This is a genomic window from Actinoplanes sp. 13 (assembly GCF_056134165.1).
This window is the reverse complement of record NZ_JBVYOQ010000001.1, coordinates 671,219-686,679: the sequence shown is the minus strand read 5'-3', so window position 1 is coordinate 686,679 and position 15,461 is coordinate 671,219. Positions and strand designations below refer to the sequence as shown.

Sequence of the window (15,461 nt, the reverse complement as noted above, 5' to 3'; positions counted from 1 at the left end):
GCAGTCAACCAAACAATCGCCGGGTCTCGACACCGGAGATCCGCTCGCGTCTGCGCCGCTGCCGGCGCCGGAACACCCAGAACCCGGCCCACACCATGATGACCAGGCCCAACAGCACGAGGATCGGCAACAGGATCGCCAGAACCGACATCACGACGCTGCCGACGTCCTCGGCCGTGCTCGCCACCGGGGCGCCGAGACCACCGGTGGAGGCGTTCACCACCGGGCGGGAGGCCGCCTTCACCCCGTGCACGCCGAGCGCGATCAGGCCGCCCATCAGGATCGGGACCCACTGGTGGCTGGTGAAGAACGAGCCCGGGTCCGAGACGGTCACCGTCTCCGAGGCGGAACCGGCGCCGAAGGCCAGGCCGCCGGCGGTCGGGCGGACGAAGGTCTGCACGATGTCGTTCACGTGATCGACCACCGGCACCTTGTCGGCGACGACCTCGATGGCCAGCAGAAGACCGAGAATGGTCAGCGTCCAGCCGTTGCCCAGCCAGGACCAGCCGGCCGGCAGGCTGATCGCCTCGGTGTACCGCGCGAGCAGACCCATGGTGAGCAGCGGAATATACGCATTAAGGCCGGCTGATGCGGCGAGACCGGTGCCGGTCAATGCTTCGAACACACCATCAGCATGGCACCGGCGTGCGAACGCCGCCCGGCAAGCGTCGGGTAGTGTCGCCCGGTGCGCCTGGTCATCGCGAAGTGCTCCGTGGACTATGTCGGCCGTCTCTCCGCCCACCTGCCACCGGCGGTCCGGTTGTTGATGGTGAAGGCCGACGGGTCGGTCTCCATCCACGCCGACGACCGTGCCTACAAGCCGCTGAACTGGATGAGCCCGCCCTGCAAGCTGAAAGAGGCGCCGGGCGTCTGGAAGGTGGTGAACAAGGCGGGCGAGGAGCTGCGGATCACCCTGGAGGAGATCTTCCAGGATTATTCGTACGACCTCGGCGTCGACCCCGGCCTGCAGAAGGACGGCGTCGAGGCGCACCTGCAGGAGTTGCTGGCCCAGCATCCGGAGACCTTCGGCGAGGGCTTCACCACGGTGCGCCGGGAGTTCATGACCGCGATCGGGCCGGTGGACCTGCTGTGCAAGGACGCCGAGGGTGGCTCGGTGGCCGTCGAGGTGAAGCGGCGCGGCGAGATCGACGGTGTCGAGCAGCTGACCCGTTACCTCGAACTGATGAACCGTGACCCGCTGCTGGCGCCGGTCAAGGGCGTGTTCGCGGCCCAGGAGATCAAACCCCAGGCGCGGGTGCTGGCCACCGACCGGGGCATCCGGTGCGTGGTCGTGGACTACGACAAGCTCCGTGGCATGGAGCGCGACGAGCTGACCCTCTTCTAGCCCGGCGCTGTCCCCGGAGGTCCGCTGGGCAGCCCGGGCGGTCGGCTCACGCGCGTCGGCTGGTCCCGGGTGCTCCGGGACAGCCCGTGCTCGGTGGCGGGCGTCCTCTCAGCGGCGGGTGAGCTCCACGCGGTCGTCCGACGTGGAGACGGTGAGGTAGAGGCGGAGCAGCAGCGCGGCCAGACCCGCCTGGACCACCACGAAGGTCCAGCTCAACGGCGTCGCGGTGGCCACCACCACGACGCTGGGCAGCGCCGCCAGGAGCATGTCCGGGCCGGCCACCGAGTTCACCAGCGGTCCGGTGGAGACGGTGCCCATCGGGGTGTCCAGCGGCAGCAGGTCGTTGCGGACGAAACCCACCCGGGCCCGGCGGATCGCCGCGGCGGCGCCGATCGGGCCGAGAGCCAGGCCCAGCGCGGGCCAGGGTCCGGCGGGGAGGTGGCCGGTCACCTGGAGCAGCGTCAGCGCCGTGACCGACCACGCGGCGGCCAGGACCGCCGGCAGGCAGAACCGCTGGGCCAGGACCCGACGGGACGTCAGGCCCAGGAGGCGCAGCAGGACCGGGTTGCCGGCGTCGGTCTTGACGGTGGCGGTGGTCGTCCCGGCCGCGAGCATCGCGCCGGCCGGCAGGGCCAGGCCGAGGAGCCAGCCGGGGCCGGCGGCCAGCAGCAGCGGCAGCGTGGTCGACGCGGCCAGCCAGAGCAGGTGCGGCACGCGGCGGCGGGCCAGCTGGTAGTCCTGACCCACCAGGACGGGCAGCCGGGCCGGCGGCCGGGCCGAGCGCAGGCGGCGGTGCGACCAGTACCGGCGCTCGATCATGTCGGTCACCCAGGACGGCTCCATGCCGAACGCGGCGTCGAAGAGGGTGCCGGCCGTCTTGGCGGACTCCAGGATGCGGTCGTTGGGTGTGTGCGCCAATGCTCGTACAGCCAGAAGGAGAGCTGTCGCGGCGATCAGCGTGAGCGCGCCCGCGACCGGGGTCACCCACCCGGTGTTCCGCCACCCGGGCAGCGTGGGTGGCGTCCAGCCGGCCGACTCGGCGACCAGCCCGGCCAGCGCCAGGGTGAGCGCGCCGGCGGTGAGACGATCGATCAGGGTGGCGCGGCGGGGCCGGGACTGGGCGGCCGCGGCGGCGACGAAGAGGAGCACGCCGGCCGGGGCCGCGGCGGCGATCAGCGTGAGCACCGGCGCGCCGGCGCGGGTGGCGGTGTGGCCGACCACGGCGAACGCGGCGGCCGAGGATGCCAGGGCGGCGGCCGCGGCGGTGAGGCGGACCGAGGGCAGCAGCAGGCGGCGACGGCTGACCGGGGCGGTGAGCAGAAAGTACGCGGCGGGGCGGCTGAGCGAGATCGGGCCCAGTCGCCGCAGGGCCATCACGAGCAGGGCGCCGCAGCCGACGGCGAGGGCGATCGCCGCGACGCCGGAGAGCGCCGGGGCGGTGGGCCAGAAGACGGCGGTCAGCTGCCGGTGCAGCATCGACCCGACCACCGCGAGGAACAGGACGGCGAAATAGATGCTGCCCAGCGTCTCGCCGCGATCACGGTGGGCGGACTGGGTGCGGTGGATCCAGCGGCGGACCGGGCGCAGCGGGACGGTGGTCATAGCGCGTCGGTGTCGCCGGCCGGGTGGGCGCTCAGCGACTCCATCGTGGTGATCTCGGCGCCGGACGCGACGGCGAACTTGTCGTCGTGGCTGGCCATCAGCAGGGAGCCGCCGGTGGCGACGTACTCGGTGAGCATCGCCGCGACGGCGGCCCGCCCGTCCGGGTCGAGGCGCTGCTCCGGCTCGTCGAGGATCAGCAGCGAGCTGGGCCGCAGCAGGGCCAGCACCAGGGTGAGGCGCTGCTTCTGGCCGGAGGAGAGCGACGGCGGGATGGCGTCGGCGTGCGCGGCCAGGCCGAAACGGTCCAGGGCCTCGTCGATGCCGGCGCCGTCCGGGTCCTGGCCGTGCGCCCGGCACACCAGCTCGGCGTGCTCGCGGACGGTGAGGCCGGGGTACCAGGTCGGCGGCTCCACCGTGGTCACCACGGCACGCCAGAACGCGGGGGTGTCGCCGGGCTCGGCGCCGAACACCCGGATCGTGCCGGAGTCCGGCTGCTGCAGGCTGCTGACACAGCGCAGCAGGGTGGACTTGCCGATGCCGTTCTCGCCGGTCACGCAGACCCCGCCGCCGGACGGCACGACCAGCCCCACGTCGATGAGCACCGGGGTGGAGCCGTAGCTCACGTGCAGGTTGCTGACCTCGACCGCGGGGTGATCGACCACTCGATCAGACTAGGGCTTGCGGCCGTAGAGCAGGCGCAGGGCCTTGACGATCTGCCCGAGTTGGGCGGGGGTGCGTTCGAAGGTCATCGCGGGTAGCAGGGATTTCGCCCGGCGCACGGTGATGGCCTTGGAGCGGGCGAACTCGCGCAGGCCGTCCTCGCCGTGGATGCGCCCGAATCCGGATTCGCCGACGCCGCCGAACGGCAGGTTCCCCATCCCGACGAAGGTCATCGTCCCGTTCACGGCGACCATGCCGGAACGCATCCGGCGGGCGATGCGGATCGCGTTGCGCTTGCCGAAGACGGCGCCGCCCAGCCCGTACGCCGTGTCGTTGGCCCTGCGCACCGCCTCGTCGGCGTCGCTGACCCGGGTGATCGTGAGGGTCGGGCCGAAGGTCTCCTCGCGCATCTCGGACGAATCCTCCGGTACGTCGACCAGAACCGTGGGTGAGACGTACGGCGCCTGCACCGACGCGGCGCCGCCGAGAACCGCACGGCCGCCCTTGGCCAGCGCGTCGTCGATGTGGTCGCGGATGATGTCGATCTGCTTCGGCATGGTGATCGGCCCGATCTCCTCGCCGGTCCGCAGCTTCCCCGCCTTCTCCACCACCGCCTCGACGAACCGGTCGTAGACCGGGGCCACCGCGTACACCCGCTCGATGCCGACGCACGTCTGCCCGGCGTTGGTCATCGCGCCCCAGACCGCTGCCTCGGCCGCCGCGGCCACATCGGCGTCCTCGTCCACGATCAGCGCGTCCTTGCCGCCGGCCTCGATCACCACGGGCACCAGGTTCTCCGCGCAGGCGGCCATCACCTTCCTGGCCGTGGCGGAGGAGCCGGTGAACGCGAGCTTGCCGACCCCGGCCCGGCAGAGCGCGCCGCCCACGTCGCCCAGTCCGTGCACCGTCTGCAGCACCGGCTGCTCCGGGACGATCTCGGCGAACGTGTCGGCCAGCCACTGCCCGACCACCGGCGTGTACTCGCTCGGCTTGAACACCACGGCGTTGCCGGCCGCGAGCGCGCCGCTGATCGGGCCGACCGGGGTGAAGATCGGGTAGTTCCACGGGCCGATCACGCCGACCACGCCGAACGGCTGGTACTCCAGGTGGCCGGAGTGCTCGGCGAGGAGCAGCCGGGTGCGGACCCGGCGGGGGCCGAGCACCCGTTTGGCGTTGCGGGCGGCCCAGTCCAGGTGCTCGACGGCGGCGGTGACTTCCATGATCCCGTCGGCGAGCGGCTTGCCGGCCTCCCGCTGGGTCAGCTCGGCCAGCTCGTGGATCCGTTCGACGAGCAGCGTGCGCCAGCGCAGCAGCCGGACCTTGCGGCCGTCGTAGCCGAGGCCCTGCCACCAGAGGGCGGCCTCGCGGGCGCGTTCCACAGCGGCGGTGACCGTTTTCTCGTCGGCGGCCGGCACCCGGCCGGCCTCCTCGCCGGTGGCCGGATTCGTGGAGATCAGCTGCCCGTTCTCGATCACGGGCAGGCCGGGAACGTGAGTCGCCGTCATGTCGCGAGTCTAGGTTGATGTTACTGAGGAGTCACTACGTACGCTTGACCTCGTGAGCCCCCGCCGTAACCATCCCCGCCGCCGTGACGCCGACGACGAGTCCCGCCTGGATCGTCCCGGCCTCACCGAGGACCGCGTCCAGCAGTGGCAGGACGGTGAGTGGATGGTGCGCAACGTCTTCGGGCAGGCCGGCAAGACGTACCGGTGCCCCGGATGCATGCAGGAGATCCGGCCCCGGGTGCCGCACGTGGTGGCCTGGCCGACCGACGGCTGGGGCGACGAGAGCGACCGGCGGCACTGGCACACCGGCTGCTGGCGGGCCCGGGACCGGCGCGCGCCGGTGGTGGAGCGGTCGCGTAACGCTCCGCGCTATGGGTGAAGATCTAGACATGAGCAACCAGATCCGTGCCAACTCGATCCTCCCCGCGCGCCGGGAGGACATCGAGCTGCACACCGCGGACGGCGTCACCCTCGTCGGTGAGCTGGCCCGCCCGCTCGACCGGGAGCCGGTGGCCACCATCGTCTGCCTGCACCCGCTGCCCACGCACGGCGGGATGATGGACAGCCACGTCTATCGCAAGGCGGCCTGGCGGCTGCCCGCGCTGGCCGGGATCGCAGTGCTGCGGTTCAACACCCGGGGGACCAGCAGCGTACGCGGTACGAGCGGCGGACAGTTCTCGGCGGCGGTGGACGAGAGGTTCGACGTGGCCGCCGCCATCGAGTACGCGGAGTTCGCCGACCTGCCCGACGTGTGGCTGGTCGGCTGGTCGTTCGGCACCGACCTGACCCTGATGTACGGCCTGGACCCGTCGGTCCGGGGCGCGATCCTGCTCTCCCCGCCGCTGCGCTTCTCCCGGCCGGAGCACCTGGACGCCTGGGCCGCCGACGGCAAGCCGGTGACCGCGCTGATCCCGGAGTTCGACGACTACCTGCGCCCGGCCGAGGCTCAGGAACGGTTCGCCGCGGTCCCGCAGGCCGAGGTGGTGCCGATGGCGGGCGCCAAGCACCTCTGGGTCGGTGACGCGGAGAAGGTGCTGGACGAGATCGTCCGCCGGATCGCGCCGGCGGTGCCGGTGCCGCTGCCCCGCACCTGGGACGGCCCGATGGAGACCGGGGACTCCAGCGCGTACTCGGACCGGACTGTCGCGGCGTTCGCCGACGTCGAGGTCCCGCGCCCGCTGCAGTGAGCCGTCAGCGCTGCGCCTGGGCCGGTTGCAGGACCTCGCGCATGATCAGCTGGACGGCGGCCACCATCGGGATCGCCACCAGCGCGCCCACCACGCCGAAGAGGCCGACGCCGACGAGAGCGGCCACCAGCGCCGCCACGTCGCTGACCTTCACCGACCGCCGCATCACGTTCGGATAGATCAGGTAGTTCTCCACCTGCTGGTAGACGATGAAGAACACGATGCACACCACGCCGTCGGTGACCGAGCCGGCCAGCCCGACCAGGCTGACGATCACGGCGCCCAGGGTGGCGCCGATCTGCGGGATCAGGTCGAGGACCGCGACGACCACGGCCAGTGCGAACGGGTACGCCAGGCCGAGTGCCAGGGCCAGCGCGAAGGTGCTGACGCCGGCCAGGATCGCGATGGCCAGGGCGCCCACCATGTACGCACCGACCTTGGTCAGGATCTCGTCGGTGAGCAGCCGCACCCGCTCCCGCCGCGACGCCGGGACCAGGGAATACCCGGTCTCCTTCATCCGGTCGAAGGCGGCCATGAAGTAGATCGTCAGGACCAGCACGGTCAGGATGTTGAAGATCGTGCCGAAGAGCAGCCGGGCTCCGCCGACCACCCCGCCCAGCGCGTTGCCGATGGTCCCGGCGTTGATCGCGTTCTGCACCTTGGTGGCGATGTCGTAGCGCTGGACCAGCTCGTTCACCGTCTCGCTGCGGCGCAGGCTCTCGATCGTCCCGGGCGCGTTGTTGATCAGCTCGGTGGTCTGCGTGACCAGCGGTGGGATCAGTGCGATCAGGCCGCCGGCGAGCAGGCCGACCACGGTGAGCCCGACGATCGCCACGGCCACCCCGCGGGGCACCCCCCACCGGCGCAGCCGGGACACCGCCGGGTTGAGGCCGATCGCCAGGAAGAGCGCGATGAGGACGAGGACGAGGATCGAGGCGGCGTTGCGGACACCCAAGAACAAGGTGTACGCCAGGAGCACGCCCAGCCCGAAGAGAAAGCCGAACAGAAACGGGCTGCGGCGGTTGAGCGGCACCCCCGGCTCGCCGAACTCGGCCTGCTCGACCGGCTCGGGGGCATCGTCGACAGCGGACTCGTCAGCCGGCGGCTCGGTGGACATCGGACCCCCTCCCTCCACGTCGGAGATTCCGGAGGTTAGTGCCGCGGTGCCTGGCGCGCCACCGCGGCCCGTGTCATTCCGCGTCCGCGGGCACCCGGCTCGCCTGCGGAACCGTCACCTTGGCCGAGGCGGTCACCTTGGCGGGCGGGCCCGCGGGCTTCTCGACCGCGTGCGCCCCGACCGCCCGCTCGGCGGTGTGGGCCCCGACCGGCTTGTCGGCGGCGTGGGCCCCGACCGGCTTGTCGGCGGCGTGCGCCCCGGCCGGCTTCTCGATCGCGTGGGCGGCGACCGGCGCGCTGGCGGTGGCGACCACCGGCTTGGCCTCCGGCTCCGGCTGCCCGTCCTCGTCATCCTCGGGGGAGGCGGCCGCCGCGAGCACCGCGGCAGCGGCCAGCTCAGCCACCCGCTTCGCCTCTTTTTGCACCTGGCGCCGGACTTCGGCGGCACGCCGCTCGGCGGCCTCCCCGGCCCGCTGGGCCTCGGCGACCCGCTTCAGCTCCGCCTCCAGCTGCTGCTGCACCTCGGCGAGGCGCTGCTGGACCAGCTCGGACTCCTTCTCGGCCTTGCCGGCGCGGTCCTCTGCGGCGGCCCGGCGCTGGTCGGCCTCGGCGATCTTGGCCATGGCGCCCTCGAGGTCACGGCCGGCCTGGGCGATCTTCTCCTGCTGGGCGGCGATCTCCTTGCGGACGGCGGTGGCCTGCTCGTCGGAGCGGCGGAGGACCTCTTCCGCGTATTTGTCGGCCTCGCTGCGCAGATCGGCGCACTGCTTCTCGACACCGGCCCGCATCTGACCGAGCTCCTCCAGCACCGAGGCGCGGCGCAGGGCCAGCTCGTGCTCGACGGAGGCCTTCAGCTCGGCGTGCTCCCGGTCGGCCTCGGCCCGCTTCGCGGTGATCTCCTGCTGCGTCTTGTCCCGCAGCGCCTTCAGCTCCTGCTCGGCCTGCACCCGGGTGGACTGCACGTAGCCGTCCACCTCGGCGCGGGTGCGCTGGGCCTCCTGGGCGGCCTTCTCGGTGAGCAACTTGGCGTCGTTGCGGGCCCGGACCAGCACCGCCTCGGCCTCGGAGCGCATCTGCTCGGCGCCGCGCCGTGCCTCCGCGACCGCCTTGTCGGTGGCGGCGCGCTTGGCGGCGTCGACCTTCTCCTCCTCGGCACGCCGGGCGGCGAGGGCGATCTCGAAGTCGCGGATGCCGTCGTGGGCGTGCGCCTCGGCCTCGGCGCGGATCCGCTCGGCCTCGGCGAGGCGGCTGGCGATGTCGTCGGTCGCGGACGCCTTGATCGCCTCGGCCTGCTCCTCGGCGAGCGTGAGGATCTGCTCGACACGCGGTCCGAGGTGCCGGAACGAGACCTCACCGCTGAGCCCGGAGTTGCGACGGGTCTCGGCGAGCTCCTGCTGGAGGCCCTTGACCTGGGCGGCCATCGCCTGGATCTGCGAGTAGGCCTGCTCGCGCTCGGCGCTCAGCGCGGCGATCTCGTTCTCCGCGCGAGCGACGTAGCGCTCGACCTGCCTCCGTTCGTATCCCCGCAGGGCGGTCTCGAAGTTGGGCTCGGTGGTCGCGTCTCCGCCGAGTCCGAGAATTTCTCCGCCGTGCGACATGCTGTCCATCCTCACATACGCATAGTCCCCAGCCGTGTCGGTACACACCGGGTTGGCAGGGACTGTGCGGGTAGTCACGTTTTTGTCTGGCCTCGCTTGTCGAGAACCAGGCTACGGCGCGAAAACGAGCAAGGCCGTGCCGGAGAAACTCCGATACGGCCTCGAATCACTCACGACCCCCGGCGAATTTCACCGTCGCGTACTCGCGCCGGCTTCGCAACTTCAGAGGTGGGTGTGCTCAGGAGTTGGTCTTGGCGGCCACCGGCTGCTCGTCGGAACCCGACTGGTCCTGCTGCTCAGCGGCCTGCGGAGGCGCCTGCTGCGTGCCCTGCTGGGCCGCCTGCTCGGGACCGCGCTGTGCGGGCGCCTCGGCCGGCTTGCTCGCCTCGGCGACCGCCTTGGCAGCCGGGCCGCCGACGCCGGGAACCAGTCCGGAGAGGCCGGAGAGCATCTGGCCGAGCTGGTTGGTGACCGCGTCCTTCTGGCGGGTGAGGTCCTCGACCTCGCGCCGCGCCGCCTGGGTGGTCAGCTCCGACTCGGTGCGCGCCTCGCTGAGCAGGCGGTTGGCCTCGGCGCGGGCCTCGGTGACCGTCTTGTCGGCCAGCGCGCGGGCCTTCTCGACGGCCTCGGAGGCGGTGCGCTCGGACTCGACCCGGCGGGTCTCGGCGCGCTGCTGGATCTCCTTGGCGCGGTCCTCGGCGGCGCGGGCGCGCTCCTCGGCCTCGGCCACCATCTTCTGGGTGGCGCTGACCTGGGCGGCGTGCCGCTGGGACTCCTCGCGCTCGGCCTTCTCCCGGCGCTCGGCGATCTCCAGGGCCAGGGCCTGGAGGTCCTTGTCGCGCTTGTCGCGGGCGTCGGTGAGCAGCTTGGTGGCCTCGGCGCGCTTCTCCTCGGCCTCCCGGGCCGCCTTGGCGCGGGCCTGGGTGATCTCCCGCTCGGCGGTGGCGCGCAGCGACGCCACCTCACGCTCCACGGTCGACTTCAGCTCGGCGACCTCGTGCGCGGTGACCGTGCGCAGCTGCTTGGTCTCGCGGTCGGCGTCGCCGCGCAGCGTGTCGGCCTCGCGACGGGCCTGCACCCGGGCCTCGGCCGCCTCGCGCTCGGCGTGCGTGCGGACCTGGCCGGCCTCACGCTCGGCGGTCGCCTTCATGGCCGCGGCCTCGGCGCGGGCCTTGTCGGTGATCTCGCGGGCCTCGAGGCGCGCGGCGGAGAGAATGCCCTCGGACTCCCGCTTGGCCTCGCTGCGGTGGTCGTTCGCCTGCTCCTCGGCGAGACGCAGGATCTGCTCGACCCGGGTGCCCAGACCGGAGAGCGTGGGACGGTTGTTCTCCTCCAGCAACTTGTTGCTGTCGGCAAGCTTCTGCTCCAGGGCGTTCAGCCGCTGCTCGGCCTGGCGCAACCGGCGCTGGGCGTCGTTCATCCGCTGCTCGGCCTCACCGCGGGCCTGCTCGGACTGGTTCAGAGCGGCGAGCAGACGGCCGATGTGTCCGTCCACCTGGTGACGGTCGTAACCGCGCAGGACGACGGTGAAGTCGTGCTGGGAGTTGGCGGTCTCGAAGAAGGCCAGGTTCTGATCCTGCTGCTGGGGCATTGCGCCATCCTGGCGAGAAGGGAACGGACATGCAAGAGCCGACGGGCATCCGAACCGCATCGTAGATCAGCTTTGACCTGGAGCGCAGTCGGGTCCCGGGCCGAACGGCCGGGCCCGGTCGGCCCACCGGTCGGCTCGCCGTCGTCCGTGGCCACCTGGACACTCGGGGCAGCGGATGACCCGGTCCCGGCCGCCGGCGTCGTCGGTCCTGCTCAATGGCCCCGATCCTGCCAGCTGACCGAGCCCGCGTCAGGATGATTCACCCGACCGGCGTACCCGTCAGGCGGGTTCCACCAGCTCGACCAGGACGCCGCCGGCGTCCTTCGGGTGCACGAAGTTGATCCGTGACCCGGCGGTGCCGCGACGCGGCTCGTCGTAGAGCAGCCGCAGCCCGCGGGCCCGCAACCGATCTGCCGCGACCTCGACGTCGGCCACCGTGTAGGCGAGCTGCTGGAGGCCGGGGCCGCTGCGGTCGAGGAACTTCGCGATCGCGGAATCGGGCCGGGCCGGGGCGAGCAGCTGCAGCCGGGGCCCGCTGCCGTCGCCGACCGCGAGCATCGCCTCGCGTACGCCCTGCTCGTCGTTCGTCTCCTGATGCACACAGCGCAGACCGAAGTTCTCGGCATAGAACCGAATTGCCTCATCGAGGTCCGGCACGGCGATCCCGACGTGATCGATGCGCAGCAGTTCGATATCGGAGAATGTGACATTCTCGGTGCCACTGCTGCTCGAAGAGTCCGCTGTCATGCGGTTAGTCTCGACCTTACCCATCGTTAAGGCCACCCCGGGTGCCCCCTTACCCGGTCAGCGAAGATCGGAACGAGACAGTGACCAGCTCCGTGATCGTCAGTGGCGCCCGGACCCCCATGGGCCGCCTGCTCGGCAACCTCAAGCACCTGCCCGCGACCGCGCTCGGCGGGCACGCCATCGCGGCCGCGCTCGAGCGGTCCGGCGTCGCGCCCGATCAGGTGCAGTACGTGATCATGGGGCAGGTCCTTCAGGCGGGCTGCGGGCAGATCACCGCGCGGCAGGCGGCCGTCGCCGCCGGCATTCCGATGACCACACCCGCGCTCACGGTGAACAAGGTCTGCCTCTCCGGCATGGACGCGATCGCGCTCGCCGACCAGCTGATCCGCGCCGGCGAGTTCGACATCGTGGTGGCCGGCGGGATGGAGTCCATGACCAACGCGCCGCACCTGCTTCCCGAGCAGCGACAGGGCCGCAAGTTCGGCGACGTGCTGGTGCGCGACCACACCGCCTTCGACGGGCTGATGGACCCGTGGGCCGGCATCTCGATGGGCGAGTCCACCGAGGCGAGCGGCGTCCGGCTCGGGATCACCCGGGCCGAGCAGGACGCCTTCGCCGCGCTGAGCCACCGGCGGGCGGCCGCGGCGCAGCGGGAGGGCCGGTTCGCCGAGGAGATCGTCCCGGTTCCCGGCGGCGGCCGCGGTGCGGTGCAGGCGGTGGGGACCGACGAGGGCGTACGCCCGGACACCACCGCGGAGTCGCTGGCCGGCCTGCGTCCCGCGTTCACGCCGGACGGCACGATCACCGCCGCGAGCTCCTCGCCGATCTCCGACGGCGCCGCCGCGGTCGTGGTGATGAGCCGCGCCAAGGCGGAGGAGCTCGGGCTGACCTGGCTCGCCGAGATCACCGCGCACGGTAACGTGGCCGGACCGGACAGCTCGCTCCAGTCGCAGCCGGCCAATGCCATCAGGCACGCGCTGGGCAAGGCCGGGCTGGCCGTGGAGGACCTCGACCTGGTCGAGATCAACGAGGCGTTCGCCCAGGTGGTGATCCAGTCGATGCGCGAGCTGAAAGTGGCGGAGGAGATCGTCAACGTGAACGGCGGAGCGATCGCTCTCGGACACCCGATCGGCATGTCCGGCGCCCGTCTGGTGCTCACCCTGGCGCTGGAGCTGAAGCGGCGCGGCGGCGGGCTCGGCGCGGCCGGCCTCTGCGGCGGCGGTGGCCAGGGCGACGCGCTGATCATCAAGGTGCCATCGGCGTGAGCCGGCGCAAGGCCGGTGCCCGGGGGGAGATTCAAAGGTGACCCGTTCCCGCGACGTGCCCACCCTCGTCGCACGGGCCCGGGAGGGCGACCCCCGCTCGGTGGCCCGGCTGATCAGCCTGGTGGAGAACGGTGACCCGGCGCTGCCGCAGGTCGCCGCCGCAATGGCGCCCTACGCGGGCCACGCCCAGGTGATCGGGCTGACCGGTGCCCCCGGGGTCGGCAAGTCGACCACCACGAACGAGCTGGTCCGGGCGCTGCGCCGGCAGGGCGCCCGGGTCGGCGTGCTGGCGGTGGACCCGTCCAGCCCGTTCAGCGGCGGCGCGATCCTCGGCGACCGGGTCCGGATGACCGACCACACCTCGGACAGCGGCGTCTACATCCGGTCGATGTCCAGCCGCGGCCAGCTCGGCGGGCTCTCCGCGGCCACGCCGCAGGCGGTCCGCGTCCTGGAGGGTGCCGGCTGCGACGTGATCCTGGTCGAGACGGTCGGTGTGGGCCAGGCGGAGGTGGAGATCGCCTCGCTGGCGGACACCACGCTGGTGCTGCTCGCGCCCGGCATGGGCGACGCCATCCAGGCGGTGAAGGCCGGCGTCCTGGAGATCGCCGACGTCTTCGTGATCAACAAGGCGGACCGGCCCGGCGCCGACGCCACCTACCGCGACATCCAGGGCATGCTGGCCCTCGGCGAGCGGGGCCCGGGTGAGTGGCGGCCGCAGGTCGTGCGCGCCGTCGCGGTCAAGGGCGACGGCGTCGACGACGTCGTGGCCGCGATCGGCAAGCACCGCGATTGGCTGGAGGGCAGCGGCAACCTGCGCGTCCGGCGCGAGCAGCGGGCCGCGGCCGAGGTGGCGGCCCTGGCGCTGGGCACACTGCGCGCCCGGATGGCCGACCTGCACGAGGGCACCGCGCTGAGCGATCTCGCGGCCCGGGTCGCGGCCGGTGAGACCGACCCGTACGCCGCCGCCGACGAGCTGCTCGCCGGCCTGCGCCAGACCTGATCGGGAACGGTCACCCGAACCGGCTCAGCGTCTCCTCGATCAGCGCCCGGTCCCACGCCAGGCTCCCGTCCGCCAGCTCGGCGATCAGGCCGCGCAGCCACTCCGCCTCGGCACGCAGCATGGCCGACCGGTATTCGTCCTCGACCAGGAAGAGCCGGGGCAGGCCGGGCGGCGCCTGCCCGTCGATCGCGGCCGACCGCTCGGTCAGCACCGCGAGCCGCCGCTCCAGCAGCTCCCGTGTCTCGGCCGGGGTGAGGATCGGCAGGAATGCCAGCGCGACCGGGAACTCGGGAAACTCCCGGGCCGGCTCCGGCAGCATCTCGAGGAGCCAGCGGCGCAATGTCGCCGTGCCCTCCTCGGTCACCTCGTAGACCGTCCGCTCCGGCCGGCCGGGCTCGCGGCTGGTGCCGGCCGGGCGGACCAGCCGCGCCCGGACCAGCCGTTCGAGAGTCTGATAGACGCTGTTGCGTTGCGCGACGTTGACCAGCTGGTCCTGACCGCGCTCCTTGATCACCTGCTGCATCCGGTACGGATGCATCGGTGCCTCCACCAGCAGGGCCAGCAGAACCATCGCCAGGGGGGAGCGCTTCATGGCGGCCAGCTTAGGCCTTGACGTTCCCTAGTCATTCCATCAATAGTCATTGTATGACTAAACCAAGAGGCGCCATCGTCGTCGGCGGAGGCATCGCCGGGACCGCCACCGCGGTCGCGTTGCAGCACGCCGGCTTCCAGCCGGTGATCTACGAAGCGAGGGATCGTGGCGCCGGCGAGCGCGGCGCCTTCCTGACCCTCGCGGTGAACGGCTCGAACGCCCTGCGCGCCCTCGGCGTTGACCCGGCCGCTGTGCTGGCGCGCGGGTTCGCCACCCCGGTCATGGCGTTGCGCGGGGCGTCCGGGCGGCTGCTCGCGGAGCTGCCGCTCGGCGGCCCGCTGCCGGACGGGACGGTCACCACCACGATCCGCCGCGCCGACCTCTACGCCGCCCTGCGGGCGCAGGTGACGGCCCGCGGCATCCCGATCGTGCACGGCGCCCGGCTGGCCTCGGTCGCCACCGGACCCGGGGAGGTGACCGCACGGTTCGAGGGCGGCCGGGTGGCGAGCGCGGAACTGCTGGTCGGTGCGGACGGGCTGCACTCCTGTACCCGGCAGGCTCTTGATCCGTCCGTGCCCGCACCGCACTATCTCGGTCTGCTGGACACCGGCGGCTTCACCGCCGGGCCGGTCGATCCTGCTCTCGCACCGCCGCCCGGGGTGATGCAGATGTCGTTCGGGCGCCGGGCGTTCGCCGGCTGGGTGACCGCGCCGGACGGCACCGTCTGGTGGTTCGCCAACCCGCCGCGGGACCGTCCCGCCGAGCCGGGGGAGTTCACCCCCGGGGCCTGGCGTGCGCATCTGGACGAGCTGTTCGCGGGGGAGCCGGTCGGTGCGCTGATCCGCGCCTCGGCCGAGGTGGCCGGCCCGTGGAGCACCCGGGACCTGCGGCGGGTCCGGGTCTGGCGCAACGAGCGGGTGGTGCTGGTGGGCGACGCCGCGCACGCCGTCGCCCCGTCGTCCGGGCAGGGCGCGTCGATGGCGATCGAGGACGCCGTGGTCCTCGGCCACAGCCTGCGGGAACGGCGCGATCTGCCGGCGGCGCTCGCGGCCTACGAGGCCACCCGCCGGCCGCGGGTGGAGAAGGTGGTGGCCCACGGCCGGCGGTCCAGCAACGCGAAGGTGCCGGGCCTGGTCGGTGCGGCGATCCGGGACGCGATGACGCCGGTGGTCATGCGGATCCTGCACCGCAGAGGCGACCCGCAGGCGTGGATCCTGGAGCACCGGCTCCCCACCCTCGTCACGTCCTGAGCG

General features: G+C 72.4%; 15 protein-coding genes. 6 read left to right on the top strand and 9 right to left on the bottom strand.

The window, feature by feature from the left end; all coding sequences use genetic code 11:
• Positions 1-4 precede the first annotated feature (4 nt).
• Entirely contained in the window at positions 5-625 is a 621-nt protein-coding gene (locus AC0NH5_RS03060) for a DUF4126 domain-containing protein (RefSeq protein ID WP_474399597.1), read from the bottom strand.
• Positions 626-685: 60 nt separating this feature from the next.
• Here AC0NH5_RS03060 and nucS point away from each other — a divergent pair, with 60 nt between their 5' ends.
• A complete protein-coding gene (gene nucS, locus AC0NH5_RS03055) occupies positions 686-1,345 on the top strand; it encodes an endonuclease NucS (RefSeq protein WP_474399595.1) in 660 nt (219 codons plus the stop codon).
• Between the two features lie 108 nt (positions 1,346-1,453).
• Here the strand turns inward: nucS and AC0NH5_RS03050 are convergent, their stop codons facing one another.
• From AC0NH5_RS03050 to AC0NH5_RS03040, 3 genes are read right to left on the bottom strand one after another with little or no spacing between them, the layout of a single operon-like run.
• A complete protein-coding gene (locus AC0NH5_RS03050) occupies positions 1,454-2,947 on the bottom strand; it encodes a DUF6297 family protein (RefSeq protein WP_474399593.1) in 1,494 nt (497 codons plus the stop codon).
• Entirely contained in the window at positions 2,944-3,609 is a 666-nt protein-coding gene (locus tag AC0NH5_RS03045) for an ABC transporter ATP-binding protein (RefSeq protein ID WP_474399591.1), read from the bottom strand. Before AC0NH5_RS03045 ends, AC0NH5_RS03050 begins: the two co-directional genes overlap by 4 nt.
• A gap of 9 nt (positions 3,610-3,618) precedes the next feature.
• Positions 3,619-5,112 carry an aldehyde dehydrogenase family protein gene (locus tag AC0NH5_RS03040; protein ID WP_474399590.1) on the bottom strand — a complete coding sequence of 498 codons (1,494 nt, stop codon included), beginning with the start codon at positions 5,110-5,112 and terminating at the stop codon, positions 3,619-3,621.
• 52 nt (positions 5,113-5,164) lie between these two features.
• Here AC0NH5_RS03040 and AC0NH5_RS03035 point away from each other — a divergent pair, with 52 nt between their 5' ends.
• Together AC0NH5_RS03035 and AC0NH5_RS03030 are read left to right on the top strand one after the other, a co-directional pair.
• Positions 5,165-5,491 carry a hypothetical protein gene (locus AC0NH5_RS03035; protein ID WP_474399587.1) on the top strand — a complete coding sequence of 109 codons (327 nt, stop codon included), beginning with the start codon at positions 5,165-5,167 and terminating at the stop codon, positions 5,489-5,491.
• A gap of 10 nt (positions 5,492-5,501) precedes the next feature.
• Positions 5,502-6,299 (top strand): alpha/beta hydrolase, encoded by a 798-nt coding sequence (locus tag AC0NH5_RS03030; RefSeq protein ID WP_474399585.1) that lies wholly within the window; start codon positions 5,502-5,504, stop codon positions 6,297-6,299.
• Between the two features lie 4 nt (positions 6,300-6,303).
• On the opposite strand, the gene AC0NH5_RS03025 is transcribed toward AC0NH5_RS03030, so the two are convergent.
• The 4 genes from AC0NH5_RS03025 to mce all read right to left on the bottom strand — a co-directional run bounded on the left by AC0NH5_RS03025 (position 6,304) and on the right by mce (position 11,351).
• On the bottom strand, positions 6,304-7,434 hold the full coding sequence (locus tag AC0NH5_RS03025; RefSeq protein ID WP_474399582.1) for an AI-2E family transporter: 1,131 nt from the start codon (positions 7,432-7,434) through the stop codon (positions 6,304-6,306).
• A gap of 55 nt (positions 7,435-7,489) precedes the next feature.
• Positions 7,490-9,013: a Laminin subunit beta-1 gene (locus AC0NH5_RS03020; protein ID WP_474399580.1), complete on the bottom strand. Its 1,524-nt coding sequence runs from the start codon at positions 9,011-9,013 to the stop codon at positions 7,490-7,492.
• A 238-nt stretch (positions 9,014-9,251) separates the two neighbouring features.
• Positions 9,252-10,604, bottom strand: a complete 1,353-nt coding sequence (locus tag AC0NH5_RS03015) for a coiled-coil domain-containing protein (protein ID WP_474399578.1) — start codon at positions 10,602-10,604, stop codon at positions 9,252-9,254.
• Positions 10,605-10,883: 279 nt separating this feature from the next.
• Entirely contained in the window at positions 10,884-11,351 is a 468-nt protein-coding gene (gene mce, locus AC0NH5_RS03010) for a methylmalonyl-CoA epimerase (RefSeq protein WP_474399576.1), read from the bottom strand.
• A gap of 80 nt (positions 11,352-11,431) precedes the next feature.
• On the opposite strand from mce, the gene AC0NH5_RS03005 reads away from it, so the two are divergent.
• Entirely contained in the window at positions 11,432-12,616 is a 1,185-nt protein-coding gene (locus AC0NH5_RS03005; protein ID WP_474399574.1) for an acetyl-CoA C-acetyltransferase, read from the top strand.
• A 37-nt stretch (positions 12,617-12,653) separates the two neighbouring features.
• Positions 12,654-13,616, top strand: a complete 963-nt coding sequence (meaB, locus tag AC0NH5_RS03000) for a methylmalonyl Co-A mutase-associated GTPase MeaB (RefSeq protein ID WP_474399572.1) — start codon at positions 12,654-12,656, stop codon at positions 13,614-13,616.
• Positions 13,617-13,626: 10 nt separating this feature from the next.
• Here meaB and AC0NH5_RS02995 read toward each other — a convergent pair whose 3' ends face one another.
• Positions 13,627-14,208 (bottom strand): PadR family transcriptional regulator, encoded by a 582-nt coding sequence (locus AC0NH5_RS02995; RefSeq protein WP_474399570.1) that lies wholly within the window; start codon positions 14,206-14,208, stop codon positions 13,627-13,629.
• Positions 14,209-14,261: 53 nt separating this feature from the next.
• Here AC0NH5_RS02995 and AC0NH5_RS02990 point away from each other — a divergent pair, with 53 nt between their 5' ends.
• Positions 14,262-15,458 carry an FAD-dependent oxidoreductase gene (locus AC0NH5_RS02990; protein WP_474399568.1) on the top strand — a complete coding sequence of 399 codons (1,197 nt, stop codon included), beginning with the start codon at positions 14,262-14,264 and terminating at the stop codon, positions 15,456-15,458.
• Positions 15,459-15,461 lie beyond the last annotated feature (3 nt).